Source organism: Glaciecola sp. G7-5 (genome assembly GCF_055808975.1).
On sequence record NZ_CM147892.1, the window covers coordinates 4,290,630 to 4,308,524 of the forward strand.

16 protein-coding genes are annotated in these 17,895 nt (G+C 41.7%); 9 read left to right on the forward strand and 7 right to left on the reverse strand.

Features of this window, described 5'->3' with window-relative positions; translation table 11 throughout:
• The first annotated feature begins 2 nt into the window (after positions 1–2).
• Positions 3–434, forward strand: coding sequence for a flagellar export chaperone FlgN (gene flgN, locus AC0L6H_RS18945; RefSeq protein WP_473390829.1), 432 nt, complete (start codon positions 3–5; stop codon positions 432–434).
• 144 nt (positions 435–578) lie between these two features.
• On the opposite strand, the gene AC0L6H_RS18950 is transcribed toward flgN, so the two are convergent.
• Positions 579–1,091 (reverse strand): LPP20 family lipoprotein, encoded by a 513-nt coding sequence (locus AC0L6H_RS18950; protein ID WP_473390830.1) that lies wholly within the window; start codon positions 1,089–1,091, stop codon positions 579–581.
• A gap of 280 nt (positions 1,092–1,371) precedes the next feature.
• Here AC0L6H_RS18950 and AC0L6H_RS18955 point away from each other — a divergent pair, with 280 nt between their 5' ends.
• Complete coding sequence (locus AC0L6H_RS18955; RefSeq protein ID WP_473390831.1) at positions 1,372–2,532, forward strand: flagella assembly protein FlgT; 1,161 nt, start codon at positions 1,372–1,374, stop codon at positions 2,530–2,532.
• Between the two features lie 44 nt (positions 2,533–2,576).
• On the opposite strand, the gene AC0L6H_RS18960 is transcribed toward AC0L6H_RS18955, so the two are convergent.
• Positions 2,577–3,101: a DUF1697 domain-containing protein gene (locus tag AC0L6H_RS18960; RefSeq protein ID WP_473390833.1), complete on the reverse strand. Its 525-nt coding sequence runs from the start codon at positions 3,099–3,101 to the stop codon at positions 2,577–2,579.
• Positions 3,102–3,462: 361 nt separating this feature from the next.
• On the opposite strand from AC0L6H_RS18960, the gene smrA reads away from it, so the two are divergent.
• Genes smrA through AC0L6H_RS18975 form a run of 3 tightly spaced genes read left to right on the forward strand, consistent with a single transcriptional unit; the run spans position 3,463 to position 5,033 of the window.
• Positions 3,463–4,050: a DNA endonuclease SmrA gene (gene smrA / locus AC0L6H_RS18965; protein WP_473390834.1), complete on the forward strand. Its 588-nt coding sequence runs from the start codon at positions 3,463–3,465 to the stop codon at positions 4,048–4,050.
• Between the two features lie 27 nt (positions 4,051–4,077).
• Positions 4,078–4,458 (forward strand): hypothetical protein, encoded by a 381-nt coding sequence (locus AC0L6H_RS18970; protein ID WP_473390836.1) that lies wholly within the window; start codon positions 4,078–4,080, stop codon positions 4,456–4,458.
• Between the two features lie 8 nt (positions 4,459–4,466).
• Positions 4,467–5,033 (forward strand): gamma-glutamylcyclotransferase, encoded by a 567-nt coding sequence (locus AC0L6H_RS18975; RefSeq protein ID WP_473390837.1) that lies wholly within the window; start codon positions 4,467–4,469, stop codon positions 5,031–5,033.
• 76 nt (positions 5,034–5,109) lie between these two features.
• On the opposite strand, the gene purL is transcribed toward AC0L6H_RS18975, so the two are convergent.
• Complete coding sequence (purL, locus tag AC0L6H_RS18980) at positions 5,110–9,039, reverse strand: phosphoribosylformylglycinamidine synthase (RefSeq protein WP_473390838.1); 3,930 nt, start codon at positions 9,037–9,039, stop codon at positions 5,110–5,112.
• A gap of 272 nt (positions 9,040–9,311) precedes the next feature.
• On the opposite strand from purL, the gene mltF reads away from it, so the two are divergent.
• Positions 9,312–10,838: a membrane-bound lytic murein transglycosylase MltF gene (mltF, locus tag AC0L6H_RS18985; protein ID WP_473390840.1), complete on the forward strand. Its 1,527-nt coding sequence runs from the start codon at positions 9,312–9,314 to the stop codon at positions 10,836–10,838.
• Between the two features lie 357 nt (positions 10,839–11,195).
• The gene (locus AC0L6H_RS18990; protein WP_473390841.1) at positions 11,196–11,348 is read left to right on the forward strand and encodes a hypothetical protein; all 153 of its coding nucleotides are present in this window, start codon (positions 11,196–11,198) and stop codon (positions 11,346–11,348) included.
• Between the two features lie 158 nt (positions 11,349–11,506).
• Here the strand turns inward: AC0L6H_RS18990 and tadA are convergent, their stop codons facing one another.
• Positions 11,507–12,016 (reverse strand): tRNA adenosine(34) deaminase TadA, encoded by a 510-nt coding sequence (gene tadA / locus AC0L6H_RS18995; RefSeq protein WP_473390842.1) that lies wholly within the window; start codon positions 12,014–12,016, stop codon positions 11,507–11,509.
• 269 nt (positions 12,017–12,285) lie between these two features.
• Here tadA and AC0L6H_RS19000 point away from each other — a divergent pair, with 269 nt between their 5' ends.
• Positions 12,286–12,513 (forward strand): hypothetical protein, encoded by a 228-nt coding sequence (locus tag AC0L6H_RS19000; RefSeq protein WP_473390844.1) that lies wholly within the window; start codon positions 12,286–12,288, stop codon positions 12,511–12,513.
• Positions 12,514–12,539: 26 nt separating this feature from the next.
• On the opposite strand, the gene AC0L6H_RS19005 is transcribed toward AC0L6H_RS19000, so the two are convergent.
• Complete coding sequence (locus tag AC0L6H_RS19005) at positions 12,540–14,477, reverse strand: monovalent cation:proton antiporter family protein (RefSeq protein ID WP_473394584.1); 1,938 nt, start codon at positions 14,475–14,477, stop codon at positions 12,540–12,542.
• Between the two features lie 310 nt (positions 14,478–14,787).
• Here AC0L6H_RS19005 and AC0L6H_RS19010 point away from each other — a divergent pair, with 310 nt between their 5' ends.
• The gene (locus AC0L6H_RS19010; RefSeq protein ID WP_473390845.1) at positions 14,788–15,690 is read left to right on the forward strand and encodes a GGDEF domain-containing protein; all 903 of its coding nucleotides are present in this window, start codon (positions 14,788–14,790) and stop codon (positions 15,688–15,690) included.
• On the opposite strand, the gene AC0L6H_RS19015 is transcribed toward AC0L6H_RS19010, so the two are convergent.
• On the reverse strand, positions 15,687–16,397 hold the full coding sequence (locus tag AC0L6H_RS19015; RefSeq protein ID WP_473390846.1) for a YceH family protein: 711 nt from the start codon (positions 16,395–16,397) through the stop codon (positions 15,687–15,689). The genes AC0L6H_RS19010 and AC0L6H_RS19015 overlap by 4 nt on opposite strands.
• 55 nt (positions 16,398–16,452) lie before the next feature.
• Positions 16,453–17,862, reverse strand: a complete 1,410-nt coding sequence (gene tilS / locus AC0L6H_RS19020) for a tRNA lysidine(34) synthetase TilS (protein WP_473390847.1) — start codon at positions 17,860–17,862, stop codon at positions 16,453–16,455.
• Positions 17,863–17,895: the final 33 nt, after the last annotated feature.

Below are 17,895 nucleotides of genomic sequence, written 5' to 3' on the forward strand. Positions count from 1 at the left end.
TTATGAAAACAAGTCTTGAAAATGCAATATCGAGCCAACTGGCCTTTCTTCGAGACTTAAAGGCCCTGCTCGAGCAAGAGTTGCACTTAATCAGCTCCAGAGAGCCTGAGACCTTGATGCAATTGCTTCAGGATAAGCAGGATTTACTCGATAAAATTGAGTCACAAGACTCCGCAGTCGATACGCTGTATAAGCGTAGGCTTCAGAGCGCTGAAATTCCAGAGGTCTGCGAAAGCCTGCTGCAAGACTGCAAACAAGTGCTGTTTGAATGCAAGTACTTAACGCAAATAAACGCAAAGTCGGTTGAACAAGGCCAACTTAGATTAGTTCATCTACGTAATTTTATGATGGAACTAAGAGCAAAAGAATCTATGACCTATGACCGTTCGGGAAGAACCAACGGCGACAGTTCATCAAAAGGCATTTCTGCCTAAGCTGAACAACACCCAATTAATTAAAAAAGCGCTTAGGCGCTTTTTTTGTGCTTTTTTACCTATCCTATTTACGGATTATCAATTTTAGGACAAAAAAACGAACCCTTCAGTTAGGTCCGTTTGCATGTAGGCTTAGTTTAGACTTTAGTAATAACTAATTTTACGGATTCTTTTGGGCTGAGCCGTCGATAAATAGATGTTGTGCACTACTTGCATATCGAGCTCTAACTCGGTTGCGTAAGTGTCATCACCCACAGGATAGGTTTTAACCACTCTAGCTCCCCTTATTACGCCCTCAACTGACGATTTCAATTGATTATTGGTTAACACAAGGTTAGCCAACTCTTGCTCACCGTCAACTTTTTGGCCATAAACTTGCTCTGCAAGTTCGCGATAAGCATCAAGTTTCGATGCCTTTATTGCCATTAAACGCTTAGATGAAACATCTAAGCCAATTTGTGCGGTAATCGGCGCATAGCCTACTGCATTTAATACCGGATAACTTTCCGGTTCGATTGTTTCCCACTCAACATGTTTAGTAATTAAGCTATCACATGCGGTTAAACAAAGGCTCAGTGCAATGAAACTGGCGCGTATTAATAGTTTTTTGTTTACGTTAAATACGGTGGAATTGGGCTTTTGTGCTGATTCAATCATATGCGCTTCCAATTAAATATTCTCTTATTACTGAAGTGTTAGCAAAGCCTGTGCCATATAATAAATAATCTGAAATATGGCATTAGCCTCAGATTTGCAGAGTATAGCTTTTACGCCAGCGCCCTATTTTCCGACAACTCAGCGTTTTTTTAACCATTTGGCTTCAGAATTTAGTGGCACATATCTTGAATAGATTTTGCATATAAGAAAGCGAGTCAAAATGAAATGCGGAATAAATTTGCCGTGTAGATATTCGTTTAGTTAATTTAGTGGAAAACACATGCAAAAACAAAGTTTAGGCTTAATGATAGTTAGCTTGGTTTGCCTGCTTCATTATTCACCAATGGCTCACGCCGCTTGGTTTAGTGCAACGGGCCAAGCAGTAGTGATCAACGGCGACAAAAATAACGCGCGCAAAGAAGCAACCGAAGAAGCGATTAAGCAAGCGCTCTTATTTGCTGGCGCGTCTGTTAGAAGCGTCCAACAAATGACGAACGGTCTTCTTATGGATGACCAGTTGGAAATACGTGCCACCGGAGAGGTCAATACAATTGAGTTAATTGACGAAGTTTATGAAGACGGCATTGTTTCAGTATCGATACGCGCTGACATATTTGCACAAGACGCCTCCTGCAGTGCCGCCGACTATACTAAAAAACTATCAACGACCTACTTTCCTATTCGTTTTACAGCCCAAGCGAGTGATGGTCAAGTGCAAGCAATTGGCGAAGTTAGTGCCCTAAAATTCAAAGATATGATGGACAAATTGACGCCCACCATGACGGTGTCACACATTGAACCTTACGTATTTGAATGGCAAAAGAGCGACGTTTCAAAGCATGCCCAATCATTGGCAAATAAAACGAACACCCAGTACGTGGTAACCCTTGTCTTGGACGATATCTCTGTTGAACGTTTTGAGGCGTCGGCATTTAACCCATTTAAAGGTAGCAGTAGCGTACGCAGCTTTGATTTTACTTTATCATTAATAAATGGCGCGACCGGCGAGCTTTTGTATTCGCAGCAATATAAAAGCGTTACCCCATGGCACTATGATTTTACTAAAGCAGTTGATGTTTCATCGCAGTCTTTTTGGCGCAGTCAATATGGCCATAACGCACAAAAGTTACTGCAAAAAAGTATTACTGATTTAGAAGAATTTGCGATCTGCCAGCCCACCATGGGGCGCGTACTAGCAGTAGCCAACAATCAGCTACAAATAAACTTGGGCCGCACTCATCAAGTACAAGCGGGTGATCAATTGACCTTGTTTAATGTGAAGCAAATTACAGATACCTTTGGACAGCAATACAGACAATTTGAACTTTATCCAACGAAGTTAATTGTGCGTCAAGTCTTTAGTGATACCGCTACAGTAGAAGCGATTGACCGTTCATTACTTGGCAATGTTCAGCCCAATGACTATGTATCACGACAATAGCATCATTGTGATAATGCAAAGCTTGGCTCAGCGTTAAACCGTCGTTAGCTCGCTAGTGATAGCAACTTTTGAACAGTGTTGTGATTTCTCGCGGTTGTGGGCACGCCCAAAGCCTTTTCAGCTTTCGCCGCTAACTTTGACCTGCCGATGCCCTTAGGTGCATACAAGTAAAATACAGATCCTTTTAGTTGGTATTGTTCAGACTCCGCACACAATGATGCTAAAAGCTCAGTATTGGCAGATTTGGGCACTGATGCTGCAAAGAAATAATGCAGAAACTTACCCTCTGTGACGCTAAAAGGACAGTCATTGACGGCCTTTGTAAACGCAGAAAAAGTTAAGGCTAATACTTTTATGTCATAACCCTGCTTCGCATAAATCTCAGTTGCAATAGCTTCTTCAAGGGCCACGGATGACAAAGTTGAGTTTAAAACTACATTTCCGCTCTGAATATAAGTCTTAACCCCCTGGCAATCCAACGCATTTAAAAGCACTACCAGATCCTTCATTGCTAGGAGGTTTTTGCCCGATACATTAATTCCTCTTAGTAAAACGATATATTTTGTCATTAATGTAATTCACTATTCTTGTTAGAAGAACCCATTTCGGGGTGAGACCGCTGTGCCAATTAAATGCCTAGCACCATTGACTCAAACGTCGAATTATTATTTAACCGATTAGCAACATCCATAAGCATATATACCATAACGCAAATATTCATGAACTATTATCAATAGATTACACCTAAACTGAAGACAAATTGAGTAAATTTTGTATGGCAATATTACCGATTTCATTTCTGGCATAATGCGACAAATCATACTGTCAAAATTTATGATCAATGCACTTGTGTTTTCGTATAAGATACACAACATTAGACGAGTTACAAACACAGTTTACTACTCTATTTTATGTTTAAAGGAGAAGGTTATGAATGAAGTAGATGATGACGACATCTCTTTTATGGCCCAAATGCACGATGTAAAGCCCATCGCTAAAGTTAACAAAGCCGCGATTGAAACGCGCCATGGCGAGACGCTTAGTCAGCGACTAAAAAGAGAAGCTCTCGAAAAACAGGTTGCGTTAGACGATAACGGCTTAAGTGTTGACAACGTGACTCCTGTTGACCCTCATGATTTCTTGGCATATAAAAAAGATGGTGTACAAGAAGGCGTGTTTAAAAACCTTCGCTTGGGTAAATATCAAATTGATTCTAGATTGTCCTTACAAAGGATGAAGTTTGAAGACGCCCGGTTAACACTTTTTAATACTATTTGCGATTGTCATGAGCGCGGCATACGCACCTTGTTAGTTGATCATGGACTAGGCCTGCACTCAAAACCCTTTCCCGGGTTTATGAAAAGTTACGTAAACCACTGGTTATCTGAAATTGACGCGGTTATTGCTTACCATACTGCGCTGAAGCAACATGGTGGTTTGGGAAGCGTTTATGTTTTACTTAAAAAACATCCTAACCAAAAACAGATCAACCGCGAAATACATCAAAAACGAAGCTAATAGGACATTAGCCTAAAGGAGATTTTTATGAAAACAACAGCAATCGCATTCGCCAGTCTATTATTGTCAGCATGCGCGACACTGCCAGGGCCTACCCAAGAGAAAGAAGCTGACTATGGGGAATTCCCTGAAAATTATCAAGAAATTACCAGAGACTATCTTATGGCTGAGTTACGCGATCCGTCAACTATTCAAATCAACGACATGTCATCACCGATAAAGCGATGGATTGGTGATAAACTCACCGGCATTAATTACGGCTATTTAGTATGTGTAGAAGTTGATTCAAAGAACTTGCTCGGAAACCTTACAGGTATGAGGAACGACGCGGTATTGATTAGAAACGGTGTTGTTGTTGATTACGTTAAAGACGGTGAGCAAATAAGTGGCATGAAGTTGTGTGACTAACTAATTATATGCACGATACACAATCTATCAATCAACAGCGACAAGACTTATCAAGCTTCGATGAAATTTGGGTATTTGGTTATGGCTCGTTAATTTATAAAGTCGATTTTCCATACATCGATAAGCAGTCCTCCACTATTTCTGGATGGGAGCGACGCTTTTGGATGCTAAGCCACGATCACAGGGGCACGCCAGAAAATCCTGGTATTGTCTTAACCCTTACACCTACGCCAAACGCAACCTGCTTTGGCGTTGCTTATAGGATAACGGAAGCTGAGTTTGAACACCTAGACCACCGCGAAAAAAATGGCTATTTAAGAGAGACTATCGACATTCAGTTAAGCAGTGGCCGAAGTGTTAAAGGACTCGTATACATTGGTGATGAAAGCAGCGATGTCTATTTAGGCCCTACCCCAATAGCACAACTGGCCGAGCATATTTTTAATAGTAAAGGGCCAAGCGGTGAGAACGCAGAATATGTTTACCAAATGGCCAATGCACTCAGAGAACATGAAGTCGAAGACGAACATGTATTTAATATCGAGAAACATTTACTAAACAGACGCGATTGCTAAGCAAAATCTAAACTTCCACCGCTTTAGATATAATTGCTTGACGCTAACAAGTTTATATTTAGCGCGCATGCGCGCGCTAATCTATAAACAAACGTGCATTTCTAAACATACGCATCCACGGGCTATCTTCTTGCCACTTAGGATCTGCCCACGAATTCGTTACCGCTCGAAATACGCGCTCTGGGTGCGGCATCATAATTGTTGCACGACCATCTTTACTGGTAAGCCCTGTAATACCCTCTACAGAACCATTAGGGTTTGCTGGGTATTGCTCAGTTACTTTGCCGTAGTTATCAACAAAACGCATCGCGACCAAATCATGTTTGGCGAGTTTTGCGAGTTGTTTCTTCTTCGCAAACTCAGCGCGCCCTTCACCATGCGATACCGCGATAGGCATACGCGAACCTTCCATACCTTGTAAAAAGATTGAGGGGCTTTTCTGAATTTCAACCATTGCGGCTCTAGCTTCAAAGCGCGCTGATTCATTTTGCACAAAATGCGCCCAATGCTTCGCACCTGGGATCAACGATTTCAGATTCGAAAGCATTTGACAGCCATTACATACGCCTAAACTAAAAGTCTCTTCATTAGCAAAATATTCACTAAAAGTGTCACGTAAATAGGCATTATAAAGTATCGATTTAGCCCAGCCCTCTCCCGCACCTAAAACATCACCATACGAAAAACCACCACAGGCAACTAAGCCCTTAAAGTCGCTTAACTTCTTACGTTTTGCGAGTAAGTCACTCATGTGGACGTCAATAGCGTCAAAGCCAGCACGATTAAACGCCGCTGCCATTTCAACATGAGAGTTTACTCCCTGTTCGCGCAAAATAGCGACTTTGGGTTTACTGCCTTTTTTGATATACGGCGCTGAAACGTCTTCATTTACATCAAAACTCAATTGTGAATGCAAGCCTGGATTTTGATTATCAGCTTTTGCTTCATGCTCTTGTTTGGCACATTCTGGATTATCTCGTAATGACTGCATCGCGAAGGTTGTGCTTGCCCATGCCAAGCGATAATGAGTGCGAGTATTTTCTAATACCGTATCACCATGATGGGTGAAACGAATATTGTCATCGGCTGTTACCTTGCCTATTTGATGCGTACAATCTTTTAATGCGAAGCTGTCGAGTATTTTATTCACGGCAGCTAAATCGACATTGGCAACTTGAATAACAACACCAATCTCTTCACTGAATAAGGTTTTGGCAACATTCATCGTGCTCGCATGGGCACTGGCCGCGACTAAATTGGTAAGATCAATATCAAGGCCAGCATTACCTGCAAAGGCCATTTCCACCAAGGTAGTAAACAAGCCGCCGTCAGACACATCGTGATAGGCTTGAATAAGCGATTTATCGCCGAGCGACTGAATGGCGTTGAACAAATTAAGCAAATCGCTAGCGTCATCTACATCGGGTACTTCATGCCCCAAGGCATTGTAGACTTGTGCCAAACAGGACCCGCCCATGCGTGCCTTGCCTTTGCCTAAATCAATTAACAATAAAGATGAGTCAATATTAATAGTTAATTCTGGCGTTAGTGTTTTGCGTACATCTTGCACCGCACCAAAGCCCGTAATGACAAGAGACAATGGCGAAGTAACCGCTTTATCTTCGCTGTGTTCACCATTCTCTTCAGTCCATGCCGTGCGCATTGACATTGAATCTTTACCAACAGGAATCGCTAAACCCAAAGCAGGGCATAATTCTTCACCGACAGCTTTTACGGCTTCATATAAACCCGCATCTTCACCTGGGTGATTGGCTGGGGCCATCCAATTCGCTGAGAGTTTTATGCGTTTAATATCGCCAATATTTGCCGCAGCAATATTGGTTAATGATTCAGCAACGGCTAAACGGGCTGCTGCACCGTGATTTAATAATGCAACCGGCGTACGTTCGCCCATTGCCATCGCCTCTCCATAATAAGAGTCAAAAGAACTTGTTGTTACCGCCACATCAGCTACCGGAACTTGCCAAGGGCCGACCATTTGATCGCGCGCCACCATGCCCGTTACACTTCTGTCACCAATGGTAATAAGAAAGGTCTTTTCAGCAATGGTAGGGAGAGCTAATAAGCGCGCAGCAGCATCTTCAATATCGATATTTTGCGCATCAAAGTCATCGCCTTTGGCAGTAGTACGTTTAACATCTCTATGCATTTTAGGGGGTTTACCTAAAAGCACATCAAGGGGCATATCAATGGGTTTGTTACCAAATTTTCTATCGCTTAGGGTTAAGTGTTGCTCAACAGTGGCATGCCCTACTACCTTAAATGGCGTGCGTTCACGTTCACATATTTCAGTAAACAAACTTAGGTTTTCAGGCGCGACCGATAATACGTAACGTTCTTGAGATTCGTTACACCAAATTTCTAAAGGTGACATCCCCGACTCATCACATGGGACTTCTCTTAATTCAAATACGCCGCCGCGACCCGCATCGTTAACGAGTTCTGGAAAGGCGTTAGAAAGACCACCTGCGCCAACATCATGGATAAACTGAATAGGATTGTTGTCGCCCAACTGCCAACAGCGGTCTATGACTTCTTGGCATCTGCGTTCCATTTCTGGGTTTTCGCGCTGTACTGACGCAAAGTCTAAATCTTGGTTACTTTGGCCCGAGGCTACTGAAGAGGCTGCGCCGCCGCCAAGACCAATATTCATCGCCGGACCACCCAGTGCAATTAATTTAGCACCCTTTGTGATTTCGCCTTTTTCAATATGGCTGCGTTTAATGTTACCTAAGCCACCGGCTAACATAATGGGTTTGTGATAGCCTCGGACTTCAATGCCGTTAAAGCTATCTACTTGCTGTTCGTAAGTTCTAAAGTATCCGAGGATATTTGGGCGTCCAAACTCATTGTTAAAAGCAGCAGCACCTAGTGGTCCTTTGGTCATTATTTCAAGAGCATCAACAATTCGACTGGGTTTGCCGTAAGCCTGTTCCCACGCCTGTCCTTGATTAGGAAGATTCAAATTCGACACGCTAAATCCAACTAAACCCGCTTTGGGTTTTGAGCCTCTTCCGGTAGCACCTTCATCTCTGATTTCACCGCCAGAGCCGGTTGCCGCGCCTGGAAAGGGTGAAATGGCGGTTGGGTGATTGTGGGTCTCTACCTTCATCAATATATCAATTGGCTCATGATGGTAGCTGTATTCATGGGTGATAGGATCAGCGTAGAAACGTCCTGCAGTGAAACCATCCATCACCGCTGCGTTGTCTTTGTACGCTGAGGATACAAATTCTGGTGTGGTTTCAAAGGTGTTCTTAATCATTTTAAATAATGATTTTTCTTGATCAACATTGTCAATCGTCCAGTCAGCATTGAAGATTTTATGACGACAATGCTCTGAATTGGCTTGGGCAAACATATATAATTCAACATCGTGAGGATTGCGGCCCAACTTTTCAAAACTACTTTGTAAATAGTCAATTTCATCTTCAGCCAAGGCTAAACCTAATAGCTTATTGGCGTCTTCGAGTGCTTTTCTGCCTTCACCTAACACATCTACCGCCTGTAAGGGCTTTGCTTCGGTCTGGATAAAGAGTCTAGATGCATCTTGTTGGTTGGCTAAAACCATCTCGGTCATACGGTCATGGATTAGGTCTTCAATTAATGCTTGATGGGCGCTTAGGTTTTTACCCCAAAATTTGTATTCGACACCACGTTCAATCCTGTTTATGGCGGTTAATCCGCAATTGTGCGCGATATTGGTAGCTTTGCTTGACCAAGGGGAAATAGTGCCAGCACGAGGACTAATCACGATGCTTAAATTTTCGGGCTTTGCATGCTCAGTGGTTTTTGCTTTAGGTCCGTAAGTCAGCAAGCTTTGTAGCGTTTGCTCTTGCTCTTTGTTAAGCGCTTCATTGGTATCAACAAAGTGGACGTAGTATGCGCTGATATCGCTGACTTTCACCCCTTTTTGAGAAAGCTCTTGTAAAAGCTTTTGTTTGTTAAAATCAGATAGCATAGAAGAGCCAAACAGATTGAGCATAGGGAGTATCCACTTAGTTAGAATGAGCGTAATAATGGCTTATACTTGAATGCTAAGCGTATTTTTGTAAACGTGCTATAGCTAAGTATAAAAGCATGCGCGAGTATAGAGGAAACAGAGTGATTTGATAAGGCTTTTGGACCGCAGATTTTAGGTTTGGCCTTACTTTTTTTCATGTTTAAGTAGATAAACATTGTAGAATTAGTCATTATCTCAACACAATATTAATGATTCTTCATCTAAGACAACGAAACAAGGCTATCACTGAGTATATGAACTTAAAGCAAAAAACAGATAAGAACGGCCTAGCCAAGCAATTGGGCGCTTACAATTTGTTTTTAAAAATAAGTCTGTTGGCTTTATCAATTTTATTGCTGACAAGTTGCCAACCCTACAAAAATGACTCTGAACTGGCAAGAATACTCAATGATGGTGTAATCAAGGTGGGCTCAATTTACGGGCGAACTACCTACTACAATGGCCCCGTTACTCAAGAAGGATTTGAATATGAGCTGGTAAAAGGTTTTGCCGAATTTCTTGATGTGAAACTTGAAGTCTATCCATATTATTCATACGCCGAATTGATTGAGCAACTAGACAGCAAGCGCGTTGATTTATTAGCCGCCAATATCACAATGACCGATGCTCGCCAGCAAGCCTACAAATTTGGTCCTGCCTATCAAAGCTTAAACTTCGAATTGGTTTATCAAAAAGGCCAAGACAGACCCAGAGATTTGACAGATATTGAAGGTGATTTAACTATCATCGCGAATGATCTTTACCGTGAACCAATGCAAGAAAAAGCAAGCGAGATGGCAGGCTTCAATTGGCAAGAAACCAGCGATAAAGATATTGAAGAATTACTCGAGATGGTGGCCAACGGCGAGCTTGACTATACTATATCAGACTCTAATATTTTGGCTGTTGCCAGACGCCGATACCCTAACTTAGGCATCGGTTTTTCTATTACAGACACTTTAAAATTAGGCTGGATGCTAAACAGAGATACCGACGATTCGGTGCGTGCTGCTCTTTTGGAGTATTTCGGCGACTTACAATCCAATGGAAAGCTCGCCGCCCTAGAAGACAAGTACTTTGGACATATTCGCAGTTTTGATTTTGTTGATACACGTGCTTTTATGCGCGCTGTAGCAGTCAAACTCCCTAAATACAAAGAAATGTTTGAAGCTCACGCGAATGATCTTGATTGGCGCTTGCTCGCCGCAATGGCCTACCAAGAAAGTCATTGGAACCCAAATGCGGTGTCGCCAACAGGGGTTAAAGGCATGATGATGCTAACACGGGCCACCGCTTCTGATATGGGTATTGAAACGCGAACGGACGCACAGCAAAGTATCAGCGGCGGCGCACGCTACTTTGCCAGTTTACTAAAAAGAATACCGGCCCGCATTCAACATCCTGATCGCGAGTGGATGGCACTGGCAGCCTATAACATTGGCTTAGGACATTTAGAAGATGCACGCCGTATTACGCAAGGTCAAGGGTATAACCCTGATCTTTGGATAGATGTAAAAAAGCATCTACCCTTGCTACGCCAAAAGAAATTTTATAAATATACTCGCTATGGCTATGCGCGCGGCAATGAGGCGGTAAATTATGTGGAGAATATTCGCCGCTATTATGATAGTCTCTTATACTTAGAGCAAAATCAGAATATACCTACAGACAATAGTGTAGAACCTGACAGCACGTTTGACGACCCTAGCGATACACAAGCCCCGATCTTAGAAGTAGAAAGCGACCAAGATAGCGCCACGCCAGCACCTTCAACCGAATAAATAAGCAAGCGAACTGCTTATGTAAACCATTGTTTTAATAGCATTTTTATTAATGTAAATTTATACTTACAGGTAAGTAGCGATTGATTATTGAACCTTTGTGTTGAAAACTGTCAAAAAACCTACATAAAAGTGTCACGAAGTTGGTGCATAACTTGCTTAGTATATTGATTAGTACAAAGAAGTAAGCAAGCGAGTGAACAAACATTCGCATGTAAAGAGAACCAAAACGGTATCTCGTACTTATATACAGGTAGAACATAATCCTATAAATAAGGGAACTCTACAGACAAATAGATAAATAAAACAAAGCATTAGAAAGCGTACGACATAAGATTCGCTTTTTGGAGTAAACAAATGAGAAGAAATAATAGTATGAATAAAAATAGACGATTAAAAAATAATAACCAACGCAGAGTATTACTAAAGAAGTTACATCATAGAGTGTTGATAAGACGTAAACAATTTGACGGCAATGAGCTTAATCAAGAGTTTCAAGAAGCCTGCTAAATCCATGGCCCGGGCTCTTTAAAGCAGCCAGCAGGGCAAGCGACAGTGACGTAGTTCCTCGTAGTAATTACACAAATTAAATCTTAAGCCATTATCTTGCGCGCTTACTTATGCGACGCAAGCTAGTGCTACCGCGCATGTTATCGGTGTGACTCAAGCTACTGGCGCGACGCAAGCTTTTCGGCTTTAATTTGTGCCCTTCGTTGTTTAAAAAAAGAGGACAATTGCTGGCTACACACATCCCCCAGTACCCCAGATACTAACGCCATTTTATGATTCAAGGTGTCGTGTTGAACAATATTCATGACCGAGCCCGCTGCACCTGTCTTAGCATCATGGGCTCCAAAGACAAGCTGTTTAATTCGGCTATGCACGAGCAGGCCTGCGCACATACTGCAGGGCTCAAGCGTGACGTAAATAGTCGCACCATTTAATCGGTAATTACCTAGGGCTTTCGCCGCAGACCTAATGGCAATCATTTCGGCGTGCAAAGAAGGATCGTTGTCAGTGATACAGCGATTATACCCTTCACCTATAATTTTATTATCGAGCACTACAACAGCGCCTACGGGGACCTCGCCAATCTTTTCTGCTAACATGGCTTGCTCGAGTGCTTTTTGCATAAAATATTCATGCTCGGATATGTCGGTTTCGAATGGCTTTATCATGTGACTATGGTTTTAAAGACCTTTTGCAATTGGTTTTATTGACTAAGTTACTCACTAATTTAACCAAATAATGGTCGTATCTATCATGTTAACATGAAATATATCAGGTGGGTTTATAAATACACCTATATTTTCAATGACTTATATATATGGCAATAATCTTGCTAAACTATTAGCAACGGACATTGAGAAAACCTAGTAATGCACAAGTATAAAAAAACTAGGTCTTTCTTCATCATGTATTTTATTAGATTTTGTAGGAGAAAAAAATGGATATTACGGCTATCGCAATTGTTGGCATCATTTGTTACGGCATTGTTAGTTTGAGTAAAAACCGCTCGCCGGGAAAGCAAAACAAAGCGCTTGAAAATCAACTTCGCGAAGAACATGAGCAAATGCAAAAAGAACTCCACATAATGGCTGAACGTTTAGCGGTGCTTGAGAAAATCGTCACTGACGAAAAATACCAACTTAAGCGTGAGTTTGACGCCTTATAAAAACCCAAAACGCGCTATTAAATTGATTAAGCGCCATTCAATAGATAATTTTCAATACGTTCAACCCTTCTGGGTTTGCCTGATATTACCACAACATCATGCGACTCTATTAAGTAGCTACCAGACGGGTTTTCATGTTCTTTTGCATTCCTGCGTATTGAAATTAGTTTCACTCTCTTTTGAGAAATGCCTAACTGGTCGATGGTTTTACCCACGGCAAAAGCATTGTCAGTCATAACCACCGCATGCATAAATTCTAGTTTGTCGGAGGTTTCATAATTGATTTCAGTCGTCTCGCCAGGGAAAAATCCATGCATATGCTCGTAGCCCTGTTTTCGTTCATTGCGAATACGCTTGAGTATGCGCGACATAGGGATGCCAGAATAGTGTAGCACCTGAGAAATCAACATAAGGCTACCCTCTTGCATTTCAGGTACCACATGCGATGCACCGGCATCAAATAACTCTTGTGAATTGCGGTCTTTGCGCGTTCTTACCAAAATAGCTAGTTTAGGGTTGATTGCTTTGACAGTGTTAATTACTCTTAAGGCTTTCGCATGCTCATCGAAGGTGATAATGACCGATGTAGCTTGTTCTATATTCGCGGTATTGAGAATATCTTTTTGTGAGCCATCACCAAACAGTACTTGTTCACCGGCGGTGCGACTTTCTTGAACCCGGATAGGATCTATATCTATCGCTTGAAAAGATAAGGCTTCAAGTTTAAGCATGCGTGCAATTGACTGACCCACTCGCCCAAAGCCTAAAATGATAACATGATTGTTCAGCGCTTCAGATTTAGGGGTGTTTGCGCTAAGTGCTAAGTTGCCATGCTTGTTGCCCGTAATAGTGCGAGAGAAATAATCACTTTTATCTATTAACCATGGCGTAATTGCCATACTAAATAAGCCCATACACATCAAAATACTAGAGAGTTCTTTTGAAATCAGTTGGTTCTCAAGTGCTAGTGCAATAATAACAAAACTAAACTCCCCCATTTGCGCCAACTTAAAACCTGCCGCCCAACCATCTTGTGCTTTTTCTTGTGTTAGCCAAGCTGACAACCTAACAACGGCGGCCTTTATAACAACTAACACAATGATACCCAGTAGGATAATGTGCAATTGGCTCATTAGAACGTTTAATTCGAGCTTCATGCCAACACTAACGAAGAAAATGCCCATTAGTATGTCACGAAATGGTCGAATATCAGATTCAAGTTGATGCCTATATTGGGATTCGCTCAACATCATACCTGCTAAAAATGCGCCTAAGGCCATCGATAGGCCAAACGCATAGGTGGCACCAGCGGCTAACAAAGCAATCAGTATTGTGCTCAATACAAAAAGTTCGTCTGTCTTCGTTTTGGCAATTTCATTAAAAATACGAGGAAGTAACCACTTCCCTATTGATAGCAGCGCCACGACAACAACGACTCCTTTGACCAATGCGATTAAAATCGCACTGCCTATACTGGTGTCTGATGTCGCATTAAGTAAAGGAATAATAATGAGTAGTGGCACCACTGCAAGATCTTGAAACAACAAGATACTGACCGCGAGTTGCGAGCGTTGTGTATTTAACTTTCCCTGTTCATCAATGGTCTTAATGACGATCGCGGTTGACGACAAAGCAATACTTGCCCCCACTATTACAGCAGCGGTAATAGATTGCCCTAAAAGTAAACCAATGAGGGCAATAAGCCCAGTGGTAAGGCACATTTGTGCCGTACCAACGCCAAATACTAGCCGCCTCATTGCCACCATACGGGCCAAACTAAACTCTAAACCCAAACTAAACAAAAGAAAAACAATGCCTACCTCTGCGGCAAGGTGCATATCATCGGGATTTGTAAATAATTCAAGTAACTCTGGGCCAGTTAAAACGCCAGCGACCAAATATGCCAAAATAGGTGGTAATGACATTCGTTTGAAAAACCACACCAATAGTACGGCTATAGCCATTAACGAAATGATGCTGATAAAAGTATGGTCCAAAGTAAACGCCTTACAGTAAAGTCATGAGTTTTGCTATCACCCCAACAAATATACACGATGGCACATAAATTGCTATCAGCTAATCGTAATACTAGACGTTTTAAAAGCAATCTCTTTTGAAACACGCCAAGGTGAATTTCACCAACGTTAGGCATTACGGGACGTAATCAGTATTCTTAAGTATTTTAGACCTAAGAAGTCACAGGACTAAATACTATCGATTATGCAAGCCGTAGTAAATATATGCCAAGTTTTTGACGAAAAATTGGAGTTAAATATGGATATCAGTAGCATATCTCAAGATGCAAGTACAAAGGCCTTAGCCGACATAAATTTAGACGACAGCGCCGTATTAACTATGGCAGAGTCTGCATACATCATGCGTACGATGTTGTCGTCCATAGATTTAGAGCAGCTAAGCCACGATTATTTTGCTATTTTAGCGGAAAAACTCCCTTGCAACGCCCTAAAGTTAGCATTTGCAGATCAGATATTACGTACTGGTAAATACAAAGCGAATGCTCGCATCATGAAAATATCCATTTACTATGGTCACCCTTTTGGTACTCCTCAGCATGCACAGTTAGCGTATTCATTTTCGAAAGTATTATCGCCCGTTCAGCGCAAACTACTCTCAGAAATGCACAGCATTTTTGCAATGAGCTTACGCCATGCTTTGGAGTACTATCGTATAAGCCAACTGGCAACTAAAGATATGCTGACCGGCCTTGGCAACCGCACAAGCTATGACGAAGCCATTAGCAAGTTAATAAGCATCAGCAAGCGAAATCAGGAAAGCTTTGGCTTACTAGTGTTCGATTTAGACAATTTTAAAATGGTCAATGACCGCTTTGGACACCAAGAGGGTGACGAAGTGCTTGTCAGTTTTGGCGAAATCTTAAATAATTGCCTTCGTGACTCGGATCACGCTTTTAGATTTGGTGGCGATGAATTTTGTTGTTTACTCATAGACAGCGATGCAAAAGCAAATAAGCGTGTGGCTGATAGAATAAATAAAGCTATTGCTGCGCACCCAGCTTTTGCACAACATGGCGTATCGAGTAGTGTTGGCGCAACTTCTTTCGTTTATACAGACGATGCAAAGAGTTTATTTGAGCGCGCTGACAGCGCGCTATACAAAGCAAAACAAGCGGGCAAAAATAGGTTTATGGCTGCCTAGCTTGACAAAATATCCAAGGTTTCTTGCATATCAGCTAGCTGTTTGTTGAGTTTCTCGATATTTACTTCTAAGTCATCTATTCTTTGCAATGCTTGTGCTAACGCACCTGCATTTGCTTGGCTTTCATTGCCCATATTGGCATTACTGTCACTATTCTCACTGTGGATGGATACGTCATTGGTCTGACTTAAATCAAGCTCACCACAAAATAAATGCGCATATCGAGATTCTCTCTTACCCGCCTCTCGGTTTAATTTTACAAGCAGTTTGTCACCATGAAAATCGCTAAGTTGAACCAAAGTAGCTTCGACTTCATTCACATTATCAAACTCAGCCAAACGATTCGTTCTGCTGCGCAACTCCCCCGGTGTTTGCGGGCCTCGAAGTAACAAGACACAAATAATGGCTAATTGCTTATCAGTAAACTGTAAGCTGTTAAATTCAGTGTTACAGAAACGATGTTTGTACTTGGTAACCCGACTGCCACTGCTTTGATGTTCAAACAATAGATTTTTTGCGCGCAACTCATCAAGTACGTTTTGCACTTCTGTTTCTGTCAATTGCATGATTGGTTCACGGCTACTTTTTTGATTACAGCCCAAGGTTAAGGCATTTAGCGATAATGGATATTGATCCGGTGTGGTAATTTCTTTTTCCATAAGCACACCAATTACGCGTGCTTGTAGTGCTGTTAATTGAACTAACATAGCTTACCTCTTGTGTTGAAGCGCAATACAATAGTGATGCATTGTTGCCTATTTACTAATTTCTTTTTACTAATGCTACTTTTACTGACCTTTCTTTATGATTTGTATTTAGCTTGTCTGCATTTTGACAAGTCTTGATGCTTGGCAATACAGCAACCGCCAATACATGGCCATTTTTGACAAACACTGGGGTTCTTAAACGCGCCAAGGGCGATACGTGCCACTCTTGGTACCATGCTTTTAGTTTTTTCGTTGGGCGCTTAGGGTTGCTTTTAAAGCTCATATTACTGGCCGCAAATCTGCACTCTACGCCAGTTTCTGGCAATGAAAAGATCTCTGAGAGCATCTTGTCTCTTTCAATATCAGCAGCTACATCTAGGCGCTGTAAAGCGAGGCCTGCATGTAAATTTATATGAGAAGCTTTGTTCCAATCAATAGCGATCGTTTGTAACTGCTCGTCGACTAAGTCAGCGTAACTAAAAGTTAGCCCATGCAATTTGTCTTTAAAGCGCTCTATTGCAAGACCTGAAAGCTCAACGTAACCTGAGTTTGTAGATGAATTTGCTAAGCCAATAATGTCGTTTAATTGAGCGCTAGAGGGTTTGCGCGAAAAATAAGTATCAAGCCAATAACGAACAAAAAATCTTTGTGTTGCTAAGGAATGGGTGCGTAGCAAAACAGTTGAAACTTTATGCTCTTCACAAAGCAGTGTAGCTGCCAATAAGCGCATATATTCGGTGTTGGTTTGTTGCGCTTGCGCGCAATTATCAGCGCTTCTAGAAATCGTCTTATCAATCGCAGGCCAACGTGCTTTTAGCAAAGGTATAATCTGATTACGCAAAAAGTTACGATCGTAATGATTATCTTGATTAGATTCGTCTTCTATCCAGCTAAGCCCATTTTGCTCGGCATAATTCTCTAAATCTTGCCGACTAAGTGATAAGAAGGGACGTAAATAAGCATTTCCTGACGCATTAATGTGAAACTTAGGCATAGCTGATAGGCCTTCAATACCAGCGCCTCGCTTTAATTGTAGTAAAAAAGTTTCGGCTTGATCATTTTGATGCTGGGCTAACAATACGAGCTTAGTTTTGCTTGCATAATCATCTAAGGCTAGATACCGCGCATCTCGCGCTTGCGCCTCAAGACTTTGTTGAGCTTGTTTCTTTAAGTTAAGCGAATAAGCATGAAAAGGAATATTTCGGGCTTCACATTCTTGCTGGCAATGATTTAACCAGTATTCTGCGTTTGCACTAAGTCCGTGATTAATATGACAGGCACTTAAGGGAATGTTTTCTGCCTTACATAACTTATCGGCTGCATCAAGTAATACACTTGAATCTAATCCGCCGCTATAGGCCACACAGAGTTCTTTTATCTTATGTGTTGGCTGTGGACTCAAACCGTCTGTATTTTTGCTTGTATCAATTAAGCAAAAGGCCTCGGCAGTATTCTGCCAAGGCACTTTTTAATTCATCAATAACACTCAAGCTCAAGT

Bases quoted from the DNA above. Each gene is read 5' to 3' on its own strand.
- AC0L6H_RS18975 (WP_473390837.1), top strand. From the start codon at position 4,467: ATGCACGATACACAATCTATCAATCAACAGCGACAAGACTTATCAAGC.
- AC0L6H_RS18955 (WP_473390831.1), top strand. From the start codon at position 1,372: ATGCAAAAACAAAGTTTAGGCTTAATGATAGTTAGCTTGGTTTGCCTG.
- AC0L6H_RS19000 (WP_473390844.1), top strand. From the start codon at position 12,286: ATGGATATTACGGCTATCGCAATTGTTGGCATCATTTGTTACGGCATT.
- AC0L6H_RS18960 (WP_473390833.1), bottom strand. From the start codon at position 3,101: ATGACAAAATATATCGTTTTACTAAGAGGAATTAATGTATCGGGCAAA.
- AC0L6H_RS18970 (WP_473390836.1), top strand. From the start codon at position 4,078: ATGAAAACAACAGCAATCGCATTCGCCAGTCTATTATTGTCAGCATGC.
- smrA (WP_473390834.1), top strand. From the start codon at position 3,463: ATGAATGAAGTAGATGATGACGACATCTCTTTTATGGCCCAAATGCAC.
- tadA (WP_473390842.1), bottom strand. From the start codon at position 12,016: ATGATAAAGCCATTCGAAACCGACATATCCGAGCATGAATATTTTATG.
- flgN (WP_473390829.1), top strand. From the start codon at position 3: ATGAAAACAAGTCTTGAAAATGCAATATCGAGCCAACTGGCCTTTCTT.
- AC0L6H_RS19015 (WP_473390846.1), bottom strand. From the start codon at position 16,397: ATGTTAGTTCAATTAACAGCACTACAAGCACGCGTAATTGGTGTGCTT.
- AC0L6H_RS18950 (WP_473390830.1), bottom strand. From the start codon at position 1,091: ATGATTGAATCAGCACAAAAGCCCAATTCCACCGTATTTAACGTAAAC.
- mltF (WP_473390840.1), top strand. From the start codon at position 9,312: ATGAACTTAAAGCAAAAAACAGATAAGAACGGCCTAGCCAAGCAATTG.
- purL (WP_473390838.1), bottom strand. From the start codon at position 9,039: ATGCTCAATCTGTTTGGCTCTTCTATGCTATCTGATTTTAACAAACAA.
- AC0L6H_RS19005 (WP_473394584.1), bottom strand. From the start codon at position 14,477: ATGGCTATAGCCGTACTATTGGTGTGGTTTTTCAAACGAATGTCATTA.
- AC0L6H_RS18990 (WP_473390841.1), top strand. From the start codon at position 11,196: ATGAGAAGAAATAATAGTATGAATAAAAATAGACGATTAAAAAATAAT.
- AC0L6H_RS19010 (WP_473390845.1), top strand. From the start codon at position 14,788: ATGGATATCAGTAGCATATCTCAAGATGCAAGTACAAAGGCCTTAGCC.